Source organism: Acinetobacter sp. YH1901134 (assembly GCF_013416965.1).
Classification (GTDB): Bacteria; Pseudomonadota; Gammaproteobacteria; order Pseudomonadales; family Moraxellaceae; genus Acinetobacter; species Acinetobacter amyesii.
Genome location: NZ_VPEW01000015.1, coordinates 1 through 22005 on the forward strand (window position 1 = coordinate 1; position 22005 = coordinate 22005).

General features: G+C 41.4%; 18 protein-coding genes, 1 tRNA gene and 1 pseudogene. 18 read left to right on the forward strand and 2 right to left on the reverse strand.

All coding sequences use genetic code 11. The features are described 5' to 3' along the window. The 12 genes and pseudogenes from tuf to FTV50_RS13710 all read left to right on the forward strand — a co-directional run. Positions 1-248: pseudogene (gene tuf, locus FTV50_RS13655) on the forward strand (elongation factor Tu); the annotation flags it as partial. Between the two features lie 55 nt (positions 249-303). Further along, positions 304-379: transfer RNA gene (locus tag FTV50_RS13660), tRNA-Trp, on the forward strand. Between the two features lie 76 nt (positions 380-455). Further along, the gene (secE, locus tag FTV50_RS13665) at positions 456-896 is read left to right on the forward strand and encodes a preprotein translocase subunit SecE (protein ID WP_180024735.1); all 441 of its coding nucleotides are present in this window, start codon (positions 456-458) and stop codon (positions 894-896) included. Positions 897-903: 7 nt separating this feature from the next. Continuing rightward, positions 904-1437: a transcription termination/antitermination protein NusG gene (gene nusG, locus FTV50_RS13670; RefSeq protein WP_078189831.1), complete on the forward strand. Its 534-nt coding sequence runs from the start codon at positions 904-906 to the stop codon at positions 1435-1437. A gap of 115 nt (positions 1438-1552) precedes the next feature. After that, positions 1553-1981, forward strand: a complete 429-nt coding sequence (rplK, locus tag FTV50_RS13675) for a 50S ribosomal protein L11 (RefSeq protein WP_004868049.1) — start codon at positions 1553-1555, stop codon at positions 1979-1981. Positions 1982-1984: 3 nt separating this feature from the next. Next, entirely contained in the window at positions 1985-2680 is a 696-nt protein-coding gene (gene rplA / locus FTV50_RS13680; RefSeq protein WP_078189830.1) for a 50S ribosomal protein L1, read from the forward strand. 301 nt (positions 2681-2981) lie between these two features. After that, entirely contained in the window at positions 2982-3488 is a 507-nt protein-coding gene (rplJ, locus tag FTV50_RS13685) for a 50S ribosomal protein L10 (RefSeq protein WP_111885844.1), read from the forward strand. A gap of 48 nt (positions 3489-3536) precedes the next feature. Continuing rightward, positions 3537-3908, forward strand: a complete 372-nt coding sequence (rplL, locus tag FTV50_RS13690) for a 50S ribosomal protein L7/L12 (RefSeq protein ID WP_078189828.1) — start codon at positions 3537-3539, stop codon at positions 3906-3908. A gap of 304 nt (positions 3909-4212) precedes the next feature. Next, positions 4213-8301 (forward strand): DNA-directed RNA polymerase subunit beta, encoded by a 4089-nt coding sequence (gene rpoB / locus FTV50_RS13695; protein WP_180024736.1) that lies wholly within the window; start codon positions 4213-4215, stop codon positions 8299-8301. Between the two features lie 141 nt (positions 8302-8442). Continuing rightward, positions 8443-12642, forward strand: a complete 4200-nt coding sequence (gene rpoC, locus FTV50_RS13700) for a DNA-directed RNA polymerase subunit beta' (RefSeq protein WP_078192842.1) — start codon at positions 8443-8445, stop codon at positions 12640-12642. Between the two features lie 160 nt (positions 12643-12802). Beyond that, positions 12803-13345 carry a hypothetical protein gene (locus FTV50_RS13705; protein WP_180024737.1) on the forward strand — a complete coding sequence of 181 codons (543 nt, stop codon included), beginning with the start codon at positions 12803-12805 and terminating at the stop codon, positions 13343-13345. A gap of 130 nt (positions 13346-13475) precedes the next feature. Further along, the gene (locus FTV50_RS13710) at positions 13476-13832 is read left to right on the forward strand and encodes a DNA transfer protein p32 (RefSeq protein ID WP_078192840.1); all 357 of its coding nucleotides are present in this window, start codon (positions 13476-13478) and stop codon (positions 13830-13832) included. 50 nt (positions 13833-13882) lie between these two features. Here the strand turns inward: FTV50_RS13710 and FTV50_RS13715 are convergent, their stop codons facing one another. Continuing rightward, positions 13883-14365 (reverse strand): DUF4442 domain-containing protein, encoded by a 483-nt coding sequence (locus FTV50_RS13715; protein ID WP_078189823.1) that lies wholly within the window; start codon positions 14363-14365, stop codon positions 13883-13885. 128 nt (positions 14366-14493) lie between these two features. Between FTV50_RS13715 and FTV50_RS13720 the strand changes: the two genes are divergently transcribed. The 6 genes from FTV50_RS13720 (at position 14494) to FTV50_RS13745 (ending at position 20699) form a co-directional block, all read left to right on the forward strand. Then, positions 14494-15369, forward strand: a complete 876-nt coding sequence (locus FTV50_RS13720; RefSeq protein WP_180024738.1) for an alpha/beta fold hydrolase — start codon at positions 14494-14496, stop codon at positions 15367-15369. A 96-nt stretch (positions 15370-15465) separates the two neighbouring features. Next, entirely contained in the window at positions 15466-16833 is a 1368-nt protein-coding gene (locus FTV50_RS13725; RefSeq protein WP_078192837.1) for a Na+/H+ antiporter family protein, read from the forward strand. Positions 16834-17139: 306 nt separating this feature from the next. Further along, positions 17140-17727: an OmpW family protein gene (locus FTV50_RS13730; RefSeq protein ID WP_180024739.1), complete on the forward strand. Its 588-nt coding sequence runs from the start codon at positions 17140-17142 to the stop codon at positions 17725-17727. Positions 17728-17885: 158 nt separating this feature from the next. Then, a complete protein-coding gene (locus FTV50_RS13735) occupies positions 17886-18233 on the forward strand; it encodes a lysozyme inhibitor LprI family protein (protein WP_078189819.1) in 348 nt (115 codons plus the stop codon). Between the two features lie 117 nt (positions 18234-18350). Continuing rightward, the gene (gene htpG / locus FTV50_RS13740; protein WP_180024740.1) at positions 18351-20270 is read left to right on the forward strand and encodes a molecular chaperone HtpG; all 1920 of its coding nucleotides are present in this window, start codon (positions 18351-18353) and stop codon (positions 20268-20270) included. A 153-nt stretch (positions 20271-20423) separates the two neighbouring features. Continuing rightward, on the forward strand, positions 20424-20699 hold the full coding sequence (locus FTV50_RS13745) for a hypothetical protein (RefSeq protein WP_078192833.1): 276 nt from the start codon (positions 20424-20426) through the stop codon (positions 20697-20699). Between the two features lie 68 nt (positions 20700-20767). On the opposite strand, the gene FTV50_RS13750 is transcribed toward FTV50_RS13745, so the two are convergent. Next, a complete protein-coding gene (locus FTV50_RS13750) occupies positions 20768-21928 on the reverse strand; it encodes a hypothetical protein (RefSeq protein WP_180024741.1) in 1161 nt (386 codons plus the stop codon). Between the last annotated feature and the right edge of the window lie 77 nt (positions 21929-22005).

The window sequence follows — 22005 nt, forward strand, 5'->3', positions numbered from 1 at the left end:
CTAAAGACGAAGGTGGCCGTCATACTCCATTCCTTAACGGTTACCGTCCACAGTTCTACTTCCGTACAACTGACGTAACTGGTGCGATCTCGCTTAAAGAAGGCGTTGAAATGGTTATGCCTGGTGATAACGTAGAAATGTCAGTAGAATTAATCCACCCAATCGCAATGGATGCTGGCTTACGCTTCGCGATCCGTGAAGGTGGCCGTACAGTTGGTGCGGGTGTTGTTTCTAAAGTAACTGCATAATATAATACAGTTATCTTTGTACAGATCGAGAGTTTCGACTCTCGATTTGCTCTGCAGGTCAGTAGTTCAATTGGTAGAGCGTCGGTCTCCAAAACCGAATGTTGGGGGTTCGAGTCCCTCCTGGCCTGCCAAATTTTTTTAAAAAGAAGCTTGATGCTGGCTCAACTGGTCATATAATAAGTCGCGAATCCTACGACGAGTACAAAAATGTCGAATGATAAATCGCGTGACGCATTAAGCGACGCGCCAATTCCTCAAAGAAATAATCCTGCTGAAGTTGTTAATTCTGGTTCCCCTTTAGACTATGTTCTGTGGGTTATCGCGTTGATTTTACTCGGTAGTTCTATGATGGTGAATCAACATTTGCCAGCATACTGGGCACTAGCGAATGATGTTTGGGTCCGTGTTGGGGTAATTTTGGCTTGTATCATCGTGGCTTTAGGTTTATTATACGCCACCCATCAAGGCAAAGGCTTTGTTCGATTGTTGAAAGATGCTCGAATTGAGTTGCGTCGAGTGACTTGGCCAACCAAGCAAGAGACCATGACCACATCTTGGCAGGTACTTGCGGTAGTCTTAGTGGCATCTATTTTATTATGGTGCTTTGACTATGCTTTGAGCTGGTTAATGAAGTTTATTATCGGGTAAGAGAGCTATGAAACGTTGGTACATTATTCATGCCTATTCTGGTTATGAAAAACAAGTGTTACGCTCACTTAATGATCGAATCCAGCGTAGCGCTGTAGCCGATAGCTTTGGTGAAGTCCTTGTCCCTACTGAAGAGGTAGTGGAAATGAAGGATGGTAAGAAACGTAAATCTGAGCGTAAATTCTTTCCCGGCTATGTGTTAGTCGAGATGGAAATGAATGATGAAACTTGGCACATTGTTAAAGAATGTCCAAAAGTATTAGGTTTCATCGGTGGTACTGCAGAAAAGCCTGCACCAATTACGCAAAAAGAAGCTGATGCGATTCTTGCACGTGTACGCAATACTGGCGAAGCACCTCGTCCTAAGACGATGTTTGAACCAGGTGAAGAATTACTCGTAATTGACGGTCCATTCACCGATTTTAAAGGCGTGGTGGAAGAAGTTCTATACGATAAGTCACGTTTGACGTTGACGATTAATGTATTTAATCGACCAACTCAGGTTGAGCTGGAATTTCGCCAAGTCGAAAAATCGGTTTAATTTAACTTGGTTGATAAACGCCCGATTTATGATGAGTCGGGCATTGTTGTTGTAACGGTATCGTTACTTATATGTATGGGGAGCCTAGCGGCGTTAGTACCCAGAGGTAATTGAAATGGCTAAGAAGATTGACGGCTATATCAAGCTGCAAGTTCCAGCTGGTAAAGCAAATCCATCTCCACCGATTGGTCCTGCACTAGGTCAACGTGGTGTTAACATCATGGCATTCTGTAAAGAATTCAATGCTGCGACACAAAAAGTTGAAGCTGGTCTTCCAATTCCAGTAGTGATCACTGTGTACAACGACAAGTCGTTCACATTCATCATGAAAACTCCTCCTGCTGCGATTCTTCTTAAGAAAGCTGCGGGCATCCAAAAGGGTTCAGCTGTACCTAACAAAACTAAAGTTGGTAAGTTGACTCGCGCTCAATTAGAAGAAATTGCGACTACTAAAGAACCAGATCTTACTGGTGCTGATTTAGACGCACGTGTACGTACCATTGCTGGTTCTGCGCGTTCTATGGGCTTGGAAGTGGAGCTATAAGACATGGCTAAATTAACTAAACGTCAAAAAGCCATTGTTGCTGCTGTTGAAGCTAACAAAGTTTACACTTTGGAAGAAGCAGTTGCAGTTCTTAACGGCCTTCCAGCAGTAAAATTCAAAGAATCTTTGGATGTTGCTGTAAACCTAGGTGTTGATCCTCGTAAATCTGACCAAGTTGTTCGTGGCGCGACTACACTTCCTGCAGGTACTGGTAAAACTGTACGTGTAGCTGTGTTTGCTCAAGGCGCTGCTGCTGAAGCTGCTAAAGCTGAAGGTGCGGACGTTGTTGGTTTTGATGATCTTGCTGAAAGCATCCAAGCGGGTAACCTTGACTTTGACGTAGTAATTGCAGCTCCGGATGCAATGCGCGTTGTTGGTAAGTTAGGTACGATTCTTGGTCCACGTGGCTTAATGCCAAACCCTAAAGTGGGTACTGTAACTCCTGACGTAGCTTCTGCTGTTAAAAATGCGAAAGCTGGTCAAGCACGTTACCGTGTAGACAAAGCGGGTATCATCCACGCTGCGATCGGTCAAGTAGGTTTCACTGCTGAAGCTGTTCGTTCAAACGTTGAAGCTCTTGTAGCTGACCTTAAGAAAGCAAAACCTGCTACTTCTAAAGGTGTTTACATCCAAAAGATCACTCTAAGCTCTACTATGGGTCCTGGTCTTGTTGTTGATGTGGCAAACGTTTCTAAATAAGTTTCGACTTATTACAGAATTTTAAAGCCCTGAGTAATATTTGAAGCACCGCTTTAAATATTACGCAAGAAACGCTCCGTCGTATATTGCGTGATTCAGGCAAACTTTGAATTGATAAATTTAGATTTATCAGCGTCAAAGACCTCAGGCGAGGGGAGTTTTATGCTTTCTTCTTAATAGCCCAGCCTGAGTAGACGCGGTGGTGTGATTTGTTCCTCCTCCGCGTGTTGGTTCAGTGATGAGCTAACGAATTGGGAGTGCATCTGTATAGGTGCATAAATCACCGTTAGGAGGTTTTACAATGGCTCTTCTTATCGAAGGCAAAAAACAGATCGTAGCTGAAGTAACTGAAGTTGCCTCTACTGCGTATGCTGCTGTTGTTGCTGACTATCAAGGTTTAACTGTTGAGCAATTAACTGCTCTACGTGTTGAAGCTCGTAAACTAGGTGTTGCTACTCGTGTAGTTCGTAACACTTTGGCTAAACGTGCTCTTCAAGATACTCAATTCAATATCTTGAGCGACAACCTTGTTGGCCCAACAATCTTAGCTTTCTCAACTTCTGAAGACGACATGGGCGCAGCTGCTCGTTTGTTCGAAGAATTTGCTAAAACTAATAAAGCATTTGAACTTAAAGCTGCTGCATTTGACGGTAAGGTTTATCAAGGTGCTGAAGTTAGCGTTATCGCGAACCTTCCAAACCAAGAGAAAGCGCTTACTATGCTTGCAAACGTTCTTCAAGCTCCTATTTCGAAATTGGGTCGCCTTATTACTGCGCTCAAAGAGAAAAACGAGTCAGAAGCTGCTTAAGCTTAAATCAATTTACACACCATTCAATACCCATTTGGAGTTACTCTCATGGCTTTAACAAACGAAGAAATCTTAAACGCAGTTGCTGAAAAAACTGTTCTTGAACTTGTTGAACTTATTTCTGCTTTCGAAGAAAAATTCAACGTATCTGCTGCTGCTGTAGCAGTTGCTGCTGCTCCTGGCGCTGCTGGTGCTGCTGCTGAAGAACAATCAGAATTCAACGTTGAGTTGACTTCTTTCGGTGCTAACAAAGTTGCTGTAATTAAAGCAGTTCGTGAAGCTACTGGCCTTGGTCTTAAAGAAGCTAAAGATCTTGTTGAAAGCGCTCCTTCAGTTCTTAAAGAAGGCGTTTCTAAAGAAGAAGGCGAAGAACTTAAGAAAAAACTTGAAGAAGCTGGTGCTACAGTTACACTTAAGTAATCTTAAGGGGAGTCGATTTTTTTATAATCGGCTCCAAAAAATGGCTGGTGGCCCTTGGGTCATCAGCCTTTTTGCGTTACAATAATCGGCTCGATTTTTGTTTGCATGATATAAAAATCATACAAATTAAAAATAATTGATAAAACCAAACGCTTACCAATATTTTTCAGTAAAAAAATATTGTTAAGCGTTTTAATACCACTAAAAATTGCAGCATTTGTGAAAGTGGTGGCCATATCGGCCTGCGTAATTCCTTCTAAGTTCGTTCTGCAGGCGGACTTAGTTTACTTTCCGAGGACTCCAGATGGCATACTCATATACCGAAAAGAAACGGATCCGTAAGAATTTTGGTAAATTGCCCAAGGTAATGGATGTTCCGTACTTGCTCGCGATTCAAGTCGACTCGTACCGAACTTTCCTTCAAGACGGCAAAACTCCAAAAAACCGCGAAGATATCGGTCTCCAAGCCGCATTTCGTTCAGTTTTTCCTATTGAAAGTTATTCTGGCAATGCTGCTTTAGAATTTGTTGAGTATAGTCTTGGTAAGCCTGAATTTGATGTGCGCGAATGTATTCTTCGTGGCTCAACTTATGCGGCGCCAATGCGTGTAAAAATTCGTCTGATCATTAAAGATCGCGAAACTAAAACAATCAAAGATGTGCGTGAGCAAGAAGTCTACATGGGTGAAATGCCACTTATGACAGACAACGGTACCTTTGTGATCAATGGTACTGAGCGTGTAATCGTATCTCAATTACACCGTTCACCAGGTGTATTCTTTGACCACGATAAAGGCAAAACTCACTCTAGCGGTAAAGTTCTTTACTCTGCTCGTATCATTCCTTACCGTGGTTCATGGTTAGACTTTGAATTCGATGCAAAAGATCTTGTATATGTTCGTATTGACCGTCGTCGTAAATTACTTGCGACTGTTGTGCTTCGTGCCTTGGGTTATAACAACGAACAAATCCTAGACATGTTCTACGAAAAAGTACCTGTATATCTTGATATGGGTAGCTATCAAATTGACTTGGTTCCAGAACGTCTACGTGGCGAAATGGCACAGTTTGATATCGTGGGTACAGACGGTAAAACAATTGTTGAACAAGGTAAACGTATTAACGCGCGCCATGTTCGTCAAATGGAAGCAGCAGGTCTTGAAAAACTTTCTGTTCCTGATGAATACCTATATGAACGTATTGTTGCTGAAGATGTAACGTTACGTGATGGCGAAGTAATTGCTGCAAATACAGTACTAAGCCATGAAATTATGGTGAAATTGGCTGAAGGCGGCGTTAAACAATTCAACGTACTTTATACCAATGACATCGACCGTGGCCCATTCATTGCGGACTCTTTACGTGCAGATACTACAACTGGTCGTGAAGAAGCACTTGTAGAAATCTACAAAGTGATGCGTCCGGGTGAGCCACCAACAAAAGAAGCTGCTGAAAACTTATTCAACAATTTATTCTTCTCTTCTGAACGTTATGACTTATCACCAGTAGGTCGTATGAAGTTCAACCGTCGTTTGGGTCGTCCTTACGAAGTGGGTACGGATCAGAAGTCTCGTGAAGTTGAAGGTATTCTTTCGAACGAAGACATCACTGATGTATTGAAAACATTAGTTGAAATCCGTAACGGTAAAGGTGAAGTCGATGATATCGATCACTTGGGTAACCGTCGTGTTCGTTCTGTTGGTGAAATGACAGAAAACCAATTCCGTGTTGGTCTAGTTCGTGTTGAACGTGCTGTTAAAGAACGTTTATCTCAAGCTGAAACTGATAACTTGTCTCCGCAAGATTTAATCAATGCGAAACCAGTTGCTGCTGCAATCAAAGAATTCTTTGGTTCAAGCCAGTTGTCTCAGTTCATGGATCAAAACAACCCGTTGTCTGAGATTACACACAAACGTCGTGTATCAGCATTGGGCCCAGGTGGTTTGACTCGTGAGCGTGCGGGCTTTGAAGTACGTGACGTACATCAAACTCATTATGGTCGTGTATGTCCAATTGAGACTCCTGAGGGTCCAAACATTGGTTTGATCAACTCACTTTCTGTTTATGCGAAAGCGAATGATTTTGGTTTCTTAGAAACGCCTTACCGTAAAGTTGTTGATGGTCGTGTAACGGATGACGTTGAATACCTTTCTGCGATTGAAGAAGTAGGTACTGTGATTGCACAGGCCGATTCAGGTGTAGATAAAGACGGTAATTTAACAGAAGAATTTGTTTCTGTACGTCACCAAGGTGATTTCGTACGTATGCCTCCTGAAAAAGTGACGCATATGGACGTATCTGCACAGCAGGTTGTATCTGTTGCTGCATCACTTATTCCATTCCTTGAACACGATGATGCCAACCGTGCATTGATGGGTTCAAACATGCAACGTCAGGCAGTACCTACGTTGATCGCTGACAAGCCGCTTGTTGGTACAGGTATGGAAGCAAACGTAGCGCACGACTCAGGTGTATGTGTTCTTGCGAAACGTGGTGGTCGTATTGAATTCGTCGACGCGTCTCGTGTTGTTATTCGTGTAAACGAAGACGAAATGATCGCGGGTGAAGCAGGTGTAGATATCTACAACCTGATCAAATATACACGTTCTAACCAAAACACTTGTATTAACCAAAAAGTGCTTGTAAGCCTTGGTGATCAAGTGGGTCGTGGTGACGTATTAGCTGATGGTCCATCTACAGATGGCGGTGAATTGGCATTGGGTCAAAACATGCGCGTAGCATTCATGACTTGGAACGGTTACAACTATGAAGACTCGATCTTATTATCTGAGCGTGTGCTTCAAGAAGATCGTTTAACATCAATCCACATTCAAGAATTGTCATGTGTAGCACGTGATACTAAATTGGGTGCGGAAGAAATTACTGCCGATATCCCAAACGTGGGTGAAGCAGCACTTTCTAAACTTGATGAGTCAGGTATTGTTTACATCGGTGCAGAAGTAACAGCGGGCGATATCCTTGTAGGTAAAGTAACACCTAAGGGTGAAACTCAACTTACTCCGGAAGAAAAACTTCTTCGTGCAATCTTCGGCGAAAAAGCGGCTGACGTTAAAGATTCATCTTTACGTGTATCTTCTGGTGTTAAAGGTACTGTTATTGACGTTCAAGTGTTTACACGTGATGGTCTTGAAAAAGACGAACGTGCTCAAGCAATTGAAAAAGCTCAATTAGATGCTTACCGTAAAGATTTGAAAGAAGAATTCAAAATCTTTGAAGAAGCAGCTCGTGAACGTATTGTTCGTTTGTTGAAAGGTCAAGAATCGAATGGTGGCGGTACAACTAAACGCGGTGACAAATTAACTGAAGAGTTATTGTCTGGTCTTGAGTTGGTTGATCTTATTGAAATCCAACCAGTTGACGAAGCGATTGCTGAACGTTTAACTCAAATTCAAGTGTTCTTGAAAGAGAAGAGCCTTGAAATTGACGAGAAATTTGCAGAGAAAAAACGTAAATTGTCTACAGGCGATGAACTGACAACTGGCGTATTGAAAGTTGTTAAAGTTTACTTGGCTGTAAAACGTCGCATCCAACCGGGTGATAAAATGGCGGGTCGTCACGGTAACAAAGGTGTTGTATCAAACATCCTACCTGTAGAAGACATGCCACACGATGCAAACGGTGTTCCAGTTGATGTTGTACTTAACCCACTGGGTGTACCATCACGTATGAACGTGGGTCAGATTCTTGAAACTCACTTAGGTATGGCGGCTAAAGGTCTTGGCGATCAAATCGACAAGATGATGAAAGAGCAACGTACTGTACTTGAGCTTCGTGATTTCTTAGACAAGATTTACAATAAAGTTGGTGGCGAGCAAGAAGATCTTGATAGCTTGACTGATGAAGAAATCTTGGTGCTTTCAGGTAACTTGCGTAAAGGTGTTCCTTTAGCAACACCGGTATTTGATGGTGCTGAAGAATCACAAATCAAAGAATTGTTAGAACTTGGTGGCATTTCACGTACTGGTCAAACAGTATTGTATGATGGTCGTACAGGTGAACGTTTTGACCGTCCAGTAACTGTGGGTTACATGTACATGTTGAAACTGAACCACTTGGTTGACGACAAGATGCATGCGCGTTCTACTGGTTCTTACTCTCTAGTAACTCAACAGCCGCTTGGTGGTAAAGCACAATTCGGTGGTCAGCGTTTCGGTGAGATGGAAGTATGGGCACTCGAAGCTTACGGTGCAGCATACACACTTCAAGAAATGCTTACTGTGAAGTCGGATGACGTTGAAGGTCGTACCCGTATCTATAAGAACATTGTAGATGGTAACCATTACATGGACCCAGGTATGCCTGAATCGTTCAACGTATTGACCAAAGAGATCCGTTCTTTAGGTATCAACATTGAACTGAAAAATGGTGACTAATTAGCTCCATTGAATCTCCCTTGTGAAGCAGTGCTTCTCACCTCTTTAATCAAGAGGGGCAAGGGGGATTTCTCAGTTAAAAAAACAATATTTGTGACCCAGTTGTGAAGTGAAAATCTCCACAACACACGGAGAAAAAAATTGAAAGACTTGCTCGATATCATGCGCAAAAAGACGGATTCAGACGGTCATGCTCCTGTAGAGTTTGATCGCATCCGTATTGGTCTTGCGTCACCAGAAATGATTAAGTCGTGGTCTCATGGTGAAGTTAAAAAGCCTGAAACCATTAACTACCGTACGTTCAAACCTGAACGTGATGGTTTATTCTGTGCCAAAATCTTTGGTCCAGTAAAAGATTACGAATGCTTGTGTGGTAAATACAAGCGTATGAAATACAAAGGCGTCATTTGTGAAAAATGTGGCGTTGAAGTAACAACTGCAAAAGTACGTCGTGAGCGTATGGGTCATATTGACCTTGCTTCTCCAGTTGCACATATTTGGTTCTTAAAATCACTTCCTAGCCGTATCGGTCTGCTTTTAGACATGACTTTACGTGATATCGAACGTGTATTGTATTTCGAATCATACGTTGTAACTGACCCAGGTATGACTCCACTTGAGAAATACCAACTTCTAAACGATGAAGAATACTTCACTGCTTTAGAAGAACACGGTGATGAATTCACTGCGAAAATGGGTGCAGAAGCAGTTCAAGATTTGTTGAAAGACATCGATCTTGAAGCTGAAATTTCACGTCTTCGTGAAGAAATTCCAAATACAACTTCAGAAACGAAGCTTAAAAAAGCTTCTAAACGTCTGAAATTGATGGAAGCGTTCAAAGAGTCGAACAACAAACCAGAATGGATGGTGATGAATGTACTTCCAGTACTTCCACCTGATCTTCGTCCGTTGGTTCCTCTAGAAGGTGGTCGTTTTGCGACTTCTGACTTAAACGATCTTTACCGTCGTGTAATTAACCGTAACAACCGTTTAAAACGTCTACTAGACCTTGCAGCACCAGACATTATCGTACGTAACGAAAAACGTATGTTACAAGAGTCTGTTGATGCATTGCTTGATAACGGTCGTCGTGGTCGTGCAATTACTGGTTCGAATAAACGTCCTCTTAAATCTTTGGCAGACATGATCAAAGGTAAACAAGGTCGTTTCCGTCAAAACTTATTGGGTAAACGTGTCGATTACTCTGGTCGTTCGGTAATTACCGTAGGTCCGACTTTACGTCTTCACCAATGTGGTCTTCCGAAAAAAATGGCGCTTGAATTATTCAAACCATTCATTTTTGCGAAACTACAAGCATCTGGCCAAGCGACAACCATTAAAGCTGCGAAGAAAATGGTTGAGCGTGAAACTCCAGAAGTTTGGGACGTACTTGCTCACGTAATTCGTCAACATCCAGTGATGTTGAACCGTGCGCCTACACTTCACCGTTTGGGTCTTCAAGCATTTGAACCAACCCTGATTGAAGGTAAAGCGATCCGTCTTCACCCGTTAGTTTGTGCGGCATTTAACGCCGACTTCGACGGTGACCAAATGGCGGTACACGTACCATTAACACTTGAAGCTCAGTTAGAAGCTCGTGCGTTAATGATGTCAACAAACAACATTCTTTCTCCTGCGAACGGTGAGCCAATCATCGTACCTTCTCAGGACGTTGTCTTAGGCTTGTACTACATCACTCGTGATGCGATCAATGCCAAAGGTGAAGGCATGGTGTTTGCGGATACTGACGAAGTAAACCGTGCACTTGCAACAGGTCAAGTTGATTTACACGCTCGCGTAAAAGCACGTGTACACCAAACTGTCATTGACGAAAATGGTAACCGTGAACAACAAACCATTGTTGTAGACACAACTCCAGGTCGTTGTTTACTTTGGGAAGTTGTACCTGAAGGTATGGATTTCCAACAAATCAACGTTGAGATGACTAAAAAGAACATCTCTAAATTGATCAACTCTTGCTACCGTAAATTAGGTCTTAAAGATACTGTTATCTTCGCTGACCAATTGATGTATTTGGGCTTCCGTCAAGCGACTCACTCAGGTGTGTCTGTTGGTATGGAAGACATGTTAATTCCGCCACAAAAACAAGCAATTATCGAAAAAGCTGAAGTTGAAGTTCGTGAAATTGAACAACAATTCGAGCAAGGTTTCGTAACTGCCGGCGAACGTTATAACAAAGTTGTCGATATTTGGGCGCGTACAAACGACCAAGTAGCGAAAGCGATGATGGACAACTTGTCTTTCACAACTGTTAAAAACAAACAGGGTGAAGACGAGAAACAAAAATCATTCAACTCGATCTACATGATGTCTGACTCAGGTGCCCGTGGTTCGGCAGCTCAGATTCGTCAGTTAGCGGGTATGCGTGGTTTGATGGCGAAACCAGATGGTTCGATCATTGAAACACCAATTAAAGCGAACTTCCGTGAAGGTTTGACCGTACTTCAGTACTTCATTTCAACACACGGTGCACGTAAAGGTTTGGCCGATACTGCATTGAAAACTGCGAACTCAGGTTACTTGACTCGTCGTTTGGTTGACGTTGCACAAGACTTGGTAATTACTGAGCCAGATTGTGGTACTTTCGACGGTCTTGTAATGACTCCGTTCATTCAAGGTGGCGATGTCATCGAGAACTTAGGTACTCGAGTATTGGGTCGTGTACTTGCTGAAGATGCGAAGAAACCAGGTTCGGATGATGTGATTCTTCCACGTAATACTTTAATCGACGAAAAACTTGCAAACTACTTAGAAGAGCAAGGTGTCGATGAAGTGAAAGTACGTTCAGTTGTAAACTGTGAATCTACTTTCGGTGTATGTGCGAAATGTTACGGTCGTGACCTTGCTCGCGGTCACTTGGTGAATCCAGGTGAATCTGTGGGTGTAATGGCTGCTCAATCAATTGGTGAGCCAGGTACACAGTTAACAATGCGTACGTTCCACGTAGGTGGTGCTGCGAGCCGAACTTCTGCTGCTAACAGCGTACAAGTTCGTAACAAAGGTACAGTACGTTTCCACAATGTGAAAACAGTACAACACGCTAAAGGTCACTTGGTATCAACTTCACGTTCAGGTGAAATCGGTATCGCAGATGACATCGGTCGTGAACGCGAACGTTACAAAATTCCATACGGTGCTTCAATCATCATTAAAGATGGAGAAGCTGTGGAAGCTGGCGGTATCGTAGCGACTTGGGATCCGCATACACATCCATTGGTTACCGAAGTTGCAGGTAAAGTGCGTTTCAGCCAAATCGCTGATGGCGTAACTGTGACATCGAAAACTGATGATGCAACAGGTATGACGACTATTGAGGTACTTCCAGTAACTTCACGTCCAGCATCTGGTAAAGATATGCGTCCAGCTGTTGTATTGGATACAACAGATGGCGGCGAACAGTTCTACTTCCTACCACAAAACACGATTCTGACTGTGCGCGACGGCGAAACAATTGGTGTCGGTGACGTTATTGGTCGTGTACCACAAGAATCTTCACGTACACGTGATATTACCGGTGGTCTACCGCGTGTAGCTGACTTGTTCGAAGCACGTAAACCGAAAGAACATGCGATCCTTGCTGAAATTTCAGGTATCGTAAGCTTCGGTAAAGAGACCAAAGGTAAGAACCGTCTTGTGATTACTCCGGATGATGGCTCTGAGATTTACGAAGAGCTAATTCCGAAATGGCGTACGATTAACGTGTTCGAAGGCGAGCATGTGAACCGTGGTGAAACCATTTCTGATGGTCCGCAAAACCCACACGACATCTTACGTTTGAAAGGCGAAGTTGCACTGACAAACTACATCGTGAACGAAGTTCAGGACGTATACCGTCTGCAAGGTGTAAAAATTAACGACAAGCACATTGAAGTGATCGTACGTCAAATGCTTCGTAAAGTTGAAATCACTGACGGTGGTGATACAAGCTTCATCAAAGGCGAGCAAGTGGAATACATCCGCGTTGTTCAAGAAAACCAAGCTGTGGCAGCTCAGAACAAGTTCCCAGCGAAGTTTGAACGTCAATTGATGGGTATTACCAAAGCGTCGCTTTCTACTGACTCGTTCATTTCTGCTGCATCGTTCCAGGAAACAACTCGTGTGTTAACTGAGGCTGCTGTAACAGGTAAAGAAGATGAATTACGTGGTCTGAAAGAAAACGTAGTTGTAGGTCGTCTGATCCCAGCGGGTACAGGTTTGGCTTACCACTTAGAACGTCGTCGTCAAGAGTCTGAAGCTGCAGAGCTTGAGCTTCACAATGACTTCTCTGATGTTGATCAAGCATTAAGCCAAGCATTTAGCGATGAATTTAACGGTCTTTAATTAGCCCTTAAATCATTCAAAAAAGCCACCTTTGGGTGGCTTTTTTTATGCGGACGAATTGAAAATTAAAGCTTTCCTAATGTTGATTTATTTCCTATAGTAAAAATAGAACATAACAAATCTCTTGATTTTTAAACTTAAACATAACGGGGTCTTTTTGATGAAATTCACACAGCAAGTATTCGCAGTTTCTGCATTATTCAGCTCATTGACAGCGATTGCTGCACCTATGCCCAATTCAATTGTGGTAAAAGATAAAGCTGTAGTTCCGGTATTAAAAACAGAAGTGATTCGCCGTGTTGCAGGTCAAGAACCTGTACGTCAAGTGACTGCAACAGTGTTAGAAATGACCAATAAAGGTCAGGATGTCGTGGCACGTGAAATTGAACTTTCAGACAACCAAAGTGACTTTTCTGAAAAGAAATTATCGATTCCTGTACTACAGCGTGGTGGTGTCATCGTCCCGACTTCTAAAATTGAAACCAAGACTACGGTGAAGCAGGACGGTCAGATTATTCGTCAAAACACCAATATTGATGCAGAAGGCGTAGAGTTTAAGAAAGGGCAAGACCCGATTAAACGCACGCTAAAACTAGATCAGGCAACTGATCCAGATACCAAAGCCAAACTCTCTCATGCTGTGCTGACTGAAAATGGTGAAACCACAAAAGATTTGATGATTTTGGATGAAAACCCTGAGTGATTCGTGAGCGATTAGGTGTCGTTTTTTACAAAATGCAGCATTTATGCTCCAAGCCGTAACAAGCTATGTTTAATTGTTTCATACAATGGTTTTAGAATCATAGGTATTGAAGAAGACAAGGAACATCACAATGAAAAAAGTAATGAGCGTATGCGCAGTCGCGATGATGTCGACCCTAATGCTTGCTGGTTGTGAAAGCATGTCGCCAAATGAACAACGTATTGGTGCTGCAGCTTTAGGTGGTGCCATAGGTGGTGGTGTGGGTAATAATGTCGGTGGTGGTGTAGGTGCAGCCGTTGGTGGTGGTGCTGGTGCAGCTGTCGGTAGTAAAACTCAAAACGGTTCAAACCGAAATGCCACATATAGTGGTGTAGGTGGTGCGATTGGTTCTGCAGTCGGTAAAAGTATCTTTGGTGGTAACACTGGTGCTGCGATTGGTGGTGCAATCGGTGGTGGCGCAGGTGCTGCAATTGAGCAAAATCGCTAATCCAATCCGATAAATTTGAATGAAAAGGCGCTTAAAGATAAGCGCCTTTTTTATTTGCGTGGACGGGGTTGCTTGCGACGAATGTATAGGGTTTTTTGAACTTCAGCGATACGTAAGCCTGCTTCATCAAAAATATTTAAGCTATAGTTCCGTAGTACAGGTGCGTGGTTATCTGCTAAGTTTTTAATATGATTGATTTCATTTGGGTCGAGCTGGATGTCAGCGTATACCGTTCCACGCCCGGGGGATAAAAATTGGATATTTGCAGCTTTGTCCCACACGATATAACGTGAGCCAAGGTGATGCATCAAAATCAACATATAAAATGGGTCAACCATTGAATAAAGACTACCGCCAAAATGTACACCGACGATATTTTGATTTTTACGAGTTAATGGCATTTTGACGCGAATGTGATAATTGGCGAGATCAATTTTATCAATCGAAATGCCAGCACCTTTATAAGGGGCATAATGATTGAGTAAGAATTTAGAGACAATAGGCATTGTCATTATTTTCTGGATTATGCTCATACTGGGTCAATTTTTTTTTATGCTGAACTTTGCATACTAAATGAGTTTCCAAACTGTGGCATTGATCACATTGCCCATGTTCACAAATAAAACGTCAATTCGATGGAATCGATAAAAGGACAAGAAGAATGCAACCACTAAATACGCAATGGGTGAATACCACAGATCAACAACGGCTCTATGTGAAGACATGGGGTGATGAAACAAAGCCAGCATTGGTTTTGGTTCATGGTTATCCTGATAATCAGGAAGTATGGGAACCGGTTATTGAACATCTTGGTTCTAAATTTTATATTGTGAGCTATGACGTGCGAGGTGCAGGGCAGTCATCTGTGCCCCGTAAAGTACGAGATTATCGTTTGGAGCAATTATCACTTGATTTGGATAGTGTAACGCAAGCGGTATTAGGCGAACGTAGTTTTCATTTGGCCGCGCATGATTGGGGCTCTATCCAATCTTGGGAATCGGTGACTGAGCCAAAATTTCGCTCACGTATTTTGTCTTATTCAACTATTTCTGGGCCATGTTTGGATCATGCGGCATTTTTGCTCAGAAATAGCTTTAAGCATCAGCAGAAAAAATTACTCAAATTATTAAGTAAGTCATGGTACATCGGGGTATTCCAATTACCATTTTTGGCACCGACCGCGTGGCATTTTTTGAATGCTGAACGTTGGGGAAAAATTGTGAATGATTTAGAACGTACTCAAGAATTGCCTTTGAATCATAATATTCAGCATGATGGTAAACACGGTATTGCGCTTTACCGTGCTAATTTTATTACCCGCTTAACTCAGCCTAGACAACGTCATGCCGTCTGTCCTGTACAAGCGATTGTGTTGAAACATGATAATTTTGTCAGTCCAGATTACATTAAAGAATTACCTAATTGGGTTGAAGATTTATCTGTAGTTGAAGTCAATGCCAATCATTGGGCTGTGCTGAGCCAACCCGAAAAAATTGCAGGTTACATCGCTCAATTTGCGCAATCACAGCAGCTTTAAGTAAATCTTTCAATAGTGTCAGTTTCATCGATAGGGGGCTAAATAGCGAGCAAATTCTGATAAAATATGGTTTTTTGTCAGACTCCCTTTTTTCTTATGTTTGCTATTCTTGCCGCAATTACAGTCATGTTTGGACTGTCGCTGGCACGCGTGCCTGTTGTATTTGCACTGATCATTGGTGCAGTAACAGGTGGCTTGTTAGCTGGCCTTGGTATTCATGGCACCATCGAAGCGTTTAATAGTGGCTTAGGCAACGGTGCTCAAATCGCACTTGCTTATGGCGTGTTGGGGGCATTTGCTTTGGCACTTGCGCGTTCAGGTTTGCCAGATTTACTGGCTTATCAACTCATTACTAAACTCAAAGGTAACAGTAATGTGAAAGCCCAGAATCGCGTGAAATACGTAATTTTCGCTACTATCGCTTTAGCCGCCGTATGTTCACAAAACGTGATTCCAGTGCACATTGCGTTTATTCCAGTATTAATTCCACCATTACTCAGCGTATTTAATCATTTAAAACTTGACCGTCGTTTGATTGCTTGTGTTCTGACTTTTGGTCTTGTGGCGACTTATATGCTGGTACCTTTTGGTTTTGGTGCTATTTTCCTTAATGATATTTTAGGTCAAAACATCAATACCTTTGGTAAGCCATACGGTTTCAACATCAGCTATGATCAAATTCCAACTGCTATGGCAATTCCAGTATTTGGGATGTTTGTTGGCTTATTAATTGCTGTTTTTTATAGCTACCGTAAACCACGAGAGTATGCTGACGTTCAGGTTAAGGAATCACAGCACACCATCTCATCTGATGTAAAAGCAGATGAAAATGGTAAACCACAAGTCGCTAAATTTACTTTGATTATGGCTGCGGTTGCAGTGGTTGCTACGCTTTCTGTTCAAGTCATATCTGAGTCGATGATTTTGGCCGGTCTCGTTGGTGTTGCGATCTTAAGCTGTGCAGGTATCTTTAAGTGGAAAGAAGCCGACGATGTCATTATCAGTGGTATGCGCATGATGGCACTGGTGGGTTTCATTATGATTTCTGCGCAAGGCTTTGCATCTGTGATTGAGGCTACGAATCAAGTACCAACACTGGTACAAGCTTCAGTTGAATGGATTGGAAACAGCCAAGGTTTAGCGGCATTTTGGATGTTATTAATTGGGTTATTAATTACCTTAGGTATTGGTTCTTCATTCTCAACAATCCCAATTTTGGCCATTATTTATGTACCACTGTGTATTCAATTTGGTTTTAGCCCAGCGGCAACGATTGCCATTATTGGTACAGCAGCAGCTTTGGGAGATGCAGGTTCTCCAGCATCAGACTCAACTTTAGGGCCAACATCAGGTCTTAATATGGATGGTCAGCATGACCACATGAAAGATAGTGTGGTACCGACCTTCATTCACTACAATATTCCATTAATGATCTTTGGTTGGATTGCCGCAATGGTACTCTAAAAAATTTTCAAAGATAAATAAAAAGGCGATTATATAATCGCCTTTTTTATTATTTAAACCTGATGAATTTAGTTGGTTTAAAATCATTAATTTGATTAATTCTGATTAAAATGGTTGGTATATTTTAAATAATAAGTTAATTATAATGGTTGATAAATAAAACCAACCTTTGTACTATGATTAAAATAAATATAGTTAATTAATAATAACTTATATAATAGTGTAATAAATTATTAAATAATGTTATTGCATAATTTTAATACTAATGTTTAATATTAATTATTCATTCTAGAAGGTTGCTTAAAAATGTTAAAACAAGCTGCTCTTATTGCATTATTGGGTATGTCTGCTTCAGCGATGGCTGGTCAATGGCAGGTTAAAGTTGGTGGTTCTGTAATTTCTCCAACAGGTGACACTGAAACCGCATTAGGTACAGTAAAAGCGGATGATGAGTTAGCATTTACACCATCGGTTGAATATTTCTTTAATGACAACATTTCAGCTGAATTACTTTTAGCTACTCCAATTGGTCATGATGTACTTTTGGATGGTGATAAAGCTGCTAAAATTAAGCATCTTCCACCGACAATTACTGCAAAATATAACTTTAAAAATTCAACACGCTTTACACCATATATTGGTGTAGGTGGTACAGCATTTGTTGCTTGGGATGAATCTGGCGCGGCTAAAAATGTAAAAGAAGATTTTGGTTTTGCAGGTCAAGTCGGCTTTAATTACCAACCAGCTGATGCGAAAAACTGGGGTGTATACTTCGATGCTCGCTATGCTCAATTAAGCCCTGAAGTGACTTTAATTGATGAATTAGGTGGCGGTAAATTCGATTTAGATATCGATCCTATGGTGTATACAATTGGTTATAGCTACAAATTCTAAGCTTTAACTGATCTTAAAACCCTGCCATTAGGCAGGGTTTTTTTTATGCAGCATATTCCATTCATCAGTTGATCGAATTGAACAAATAGGCAATAGAAAATTTAGGTGGAACTGTTAGAGTCGAAATAAATCAGCAAGTTGGAAGAAGAGAAAAGACGATGAAAAAAATTATTCAGGGTATGCTGGTCTTGGGCAGTGCTTATTTTATTTCGACAAGTTATGCCGCAAGTTTTGATTGTAAAAAGGCGAAAACCATTACCGAACATGCGGTTTGTGATAACCGGAGTATTAATGATGCCGATGTCAAAATGGCCACGACCTATACGATTATTCGTCATTTAGTTCCCATGGGGACACGTGGTGCAATTCAAGATCAACAAATAAAATGGCTACAACTACGCGATCAGTGCCGTGACAATGTCAGTTGTTTAAGTGATGTATATAAAATGCGGCAGCAAAAACTGGATCTCTACATGGACCGCGTTTATAAACAAGGACCTTTTTAAACCTTAAAATTTAGTGCGACAGAATAAAAATTTTCCATTCACACTATTGAAAAATAGTGAAGTCCCTCCATTCATATAGGCAATTGATAATTTTACTCAGTATGAACGGAGAGACTGATGAGCGAACAACAATCTCAAAAACACAGCTTCCAAGCGGAAGTGGCTCAGTTACTGCATTTAGTAACACATTCTTTATATTCAAATCCTGAAATTTTCCTTCGTGAGTTAGTATCAAACGCATCTGATGCCTGCGATAAATTACGTTTTGAAGGCATTAACCATCCTGAATATTATGAAAATGATCCAGATTTACATGTGCGTATTCATTTAAATAAAGAGCAGAAGACAATTACCATTTCGGATAATGGTATTGGTATGACACAACAAGAAGCGATTGATCATTTGGGTACGATTGCTAAGTCTGGCACTAAAGATTTTATGTCGAAGCTTACGGGTGATCAAAAGTCAGATGCACAATTGATTGGTCAATTTGGTGTGGGCTTCTATTCAGGTTTTATTGTTGCTGAAAAAATTACAGTGGAATCACGTCGTGCTGGGGTAAATGCCGCTGAAGGGGTACGTTGGGTTAGTAATGGTACAGGTGAGTTTGATGTAGAGCCAATTAATAAGGCTTCACGTGGAACCGACATCATTTTGCATTTACGCGAGGATGCTTTAGATTATTTAGATCGTTACAAAGTTAAGCAGATTATTAATAAATACTCTGATCATATTAGTTTGCCAATTGAGATGCAGAAAGAAGTTTGGCAACAAGAGGAAGCTGCCGAAGGCGAAGAAGCAAAACCTGGTCAATATGTACTGACGGATGAGTGGGAAGCGATTAACTCAGCAAGTGCATTATGGACGCGTAATAAAAATGAGATCAGTGAAGAACAATATACTGAGTTTTATAAAAACCTGAGCCATGATTTTGAAGCCCCGCTTGCGTGGACACATAACCGTGTAGAGGGAAGTACGGAATATACACAGTTACTTTATATTCCATCTCGCGCACCAAGCAATATTTTCACACGTGAAGCTAAAGCAGGAATTAAGCTGTATGTGAAACGTGTATTTATCATGGATGATGCGGATAATTTGATTCCAAATTATTTACGTTTTGTTCAAGGTGTGGTGGATAGCGCAGACTTACCACTTAATGTAAGCCGTGAATTATTACAAGAAAGTCGCGACGTTAAAACGATTCGTGAAGGTAACGCCCGCCGTATTTTAACGGTGCTAGATGGTTTGGCGAAATCTGAAGATGTTGCTGATCAAGAGAAGTTTGCAAAATTCTACGCTGAGTTTGGTTCAGTCTTAAAAGAAGGCTTAGGCGAAGACATGGCGAATCGTGAGCGTATTCTAAAATTATTACGCTTTGCTTCGTCAAATAATGATGAAGTGAAAACATCATTTGCAGACTATAAAGCCAATATGAAAGAAGGCCAAAAGGCAATTTACTATGTGACTGCTGATAGTTTAAATGCTGCGAAAAACTCACCACAACTTGAATTGTTCAAGAAAAAAGGTATCGAAGTGCTGCTCATGACTGAACGAGTGGATGAGTGGGCGATGGAATTTGTTTTTGAGTTTGATGGAACACCATTACAGAATGTATCAAAAGGTGCAGTTGATTTGGGTGATCTACAAGATGCTGAAGAGAAGAAAGCACTTGAGGAAGCTGCTGAGCAGTTTAAACCTGTTGTTGAAAAACTGTCGGATGCGTTAAAAGATAAGACCTCTGAAGTGCGTGTAACAACACGTTTAGTGGACTCTCCTGCGTGTTTGGTGGTGGCTGAGGGTGAGTTATCACCGCAACTGGTCCGTATGCTAAAACAAGCAGGACAAGCGGTTCCCGAGTCAAAACCAGTCTTGGAAATCAATCCATCCCATCCGTTGGTACAAAAATTAGAAGGTTCAGCGCAATTTGATGATTTGGCGAATGTGATCTTCGATCAAGCGTTGATTGCTGAAGGCGGTTTACCCGAAGATCCTGCCCAATACATCAAACGGATTAACAGCTTATTGCTGAAGTAACGGTAGATATGAAATGAACCTCCTTCGGGAGGTTTTTTATTTGGTTTTTCGATAGAGCACATGAATAAAAACGTCCATGTTTTAATCTTTAAAACAAATTAAAAATAAATAATTAATCTGTAATAGCGATCGTTAAGTATTGGGAATCTTAAGATGAAAATTTTAGTGATCGCTGTAATGGGCTCGCTGCTCTCTATGGGCCTCATGCAATCTGCTCAGGCAGACAGCGCTAAGCAAAAAATGGTGCGTAATGACCGTGTGCAGGTTTCAAAGCAGATCGCACAATACGATATCAACCCTTTTGTTGATAGTCGCCGTGTGATGCGAAATGATCGTGTTCAGTATAGTTTTCCTAAAGTGAAAAAAGTCGCTGAAAAACAGCCAAGTATTGTACGTAATGATCGTGTACGTGTGATTAAGAAAAATTGAAGCTGAGTTATTTAAAAAAAGCCCATCCTGTTGAAATGGGCTTTTTATTCGCTGTGAAATAGCGGGTTCTAGAACAAGGCTTCAAGGCGCACTAAAGCGCCCACAAAGTGGCTTTTATCGTCACGATGGTTGTTGAGGTAGTTGAGATCACCTTGGATATAAAACCATTCGCGCAGAAAGGGCTGTCGCCATGATACATAGGGTCCCCAACTGTTTAAACGCAGTTGATCGTTATTGTAAAAACCACCTGTATATAGGCCGTAGTTGAATCGGTTACCTTTAAAAAATTGGTGTTGGCGGTAACTGAAGTTATCCCATTTCAGATCATCATCCTGTGCATCTGCATAGGTCAGGTTGAATTGGTTTGAGATAAAGGGTTGGCCTGGACGAGCATGGGTTAATTCTAAATTGGTTCTTAGATAATTTTCACTATCGATACCATAACGATAAATTTGTTCGGCTAAAAAACTGTAATCATTGTCGAGTTGCCATTTTTTAGCTGCTTTTAAGCGGACATATAGGTCATCACCAGAACGTAAACCTAGATCAACGTCAGTTTCGAAGGGCAGTCGATCTGAAATTTCTGACCAACGTAACGCGAGCGAACTGTTATCTTCACGGGTTTGCTTATTGTCATAATTTTTATCACTACGCCCCGCAGGGTTTTCATTGGTAATTGCAGCATTATTTTCTAATTCATTATCAAGTGAGTCATCACCAAAGACCACACTCAATTTTTTTTCTAAAGTGGGAAGCTTAATTTTACCGCGAATACGTGGCTTAATTTCGTATTCATCGTGCTTATTCCAACTGTTGTCTAAAATCACCCTAAGGGTAGCATTGGCTGGTTTATCAGGCTCACTTTGCCCAAACCAGTTATCCATGCGAACGGCCGTTCGATCTGCCCAATTTCGGACTTTCTTCTGTTGTCGATCGGTCCAGCTATTATTTTCCGTTTGTTCTGTTGTCGGAACAATGGGGTGATCTGATTGTTCAGGTAAGAAGGTCGGTGTTGCATCAATCCAACGTGGAATTTGATCTAAAAAATCATAGGTCTTTGGCATGATATACGGTGAACTTTGCTCGGTTGCAGGCACATCCTGCGAATGTTCACCCTCAGTTTCATTGACGACAGCATCAGTTTCATTGGCCCAAGCAACTTGATACATCAAGCTCATTGATGCGGAAAAAAGCAAAGTCCGAATAAAGTACTGTTGTTTTTTATGCATATGTTTTGGCTCTATTTAATTATCATCTGAGTATCCTGCATCTGTAGTTTTGTTATTTTTATCGGATAAATGCAAGC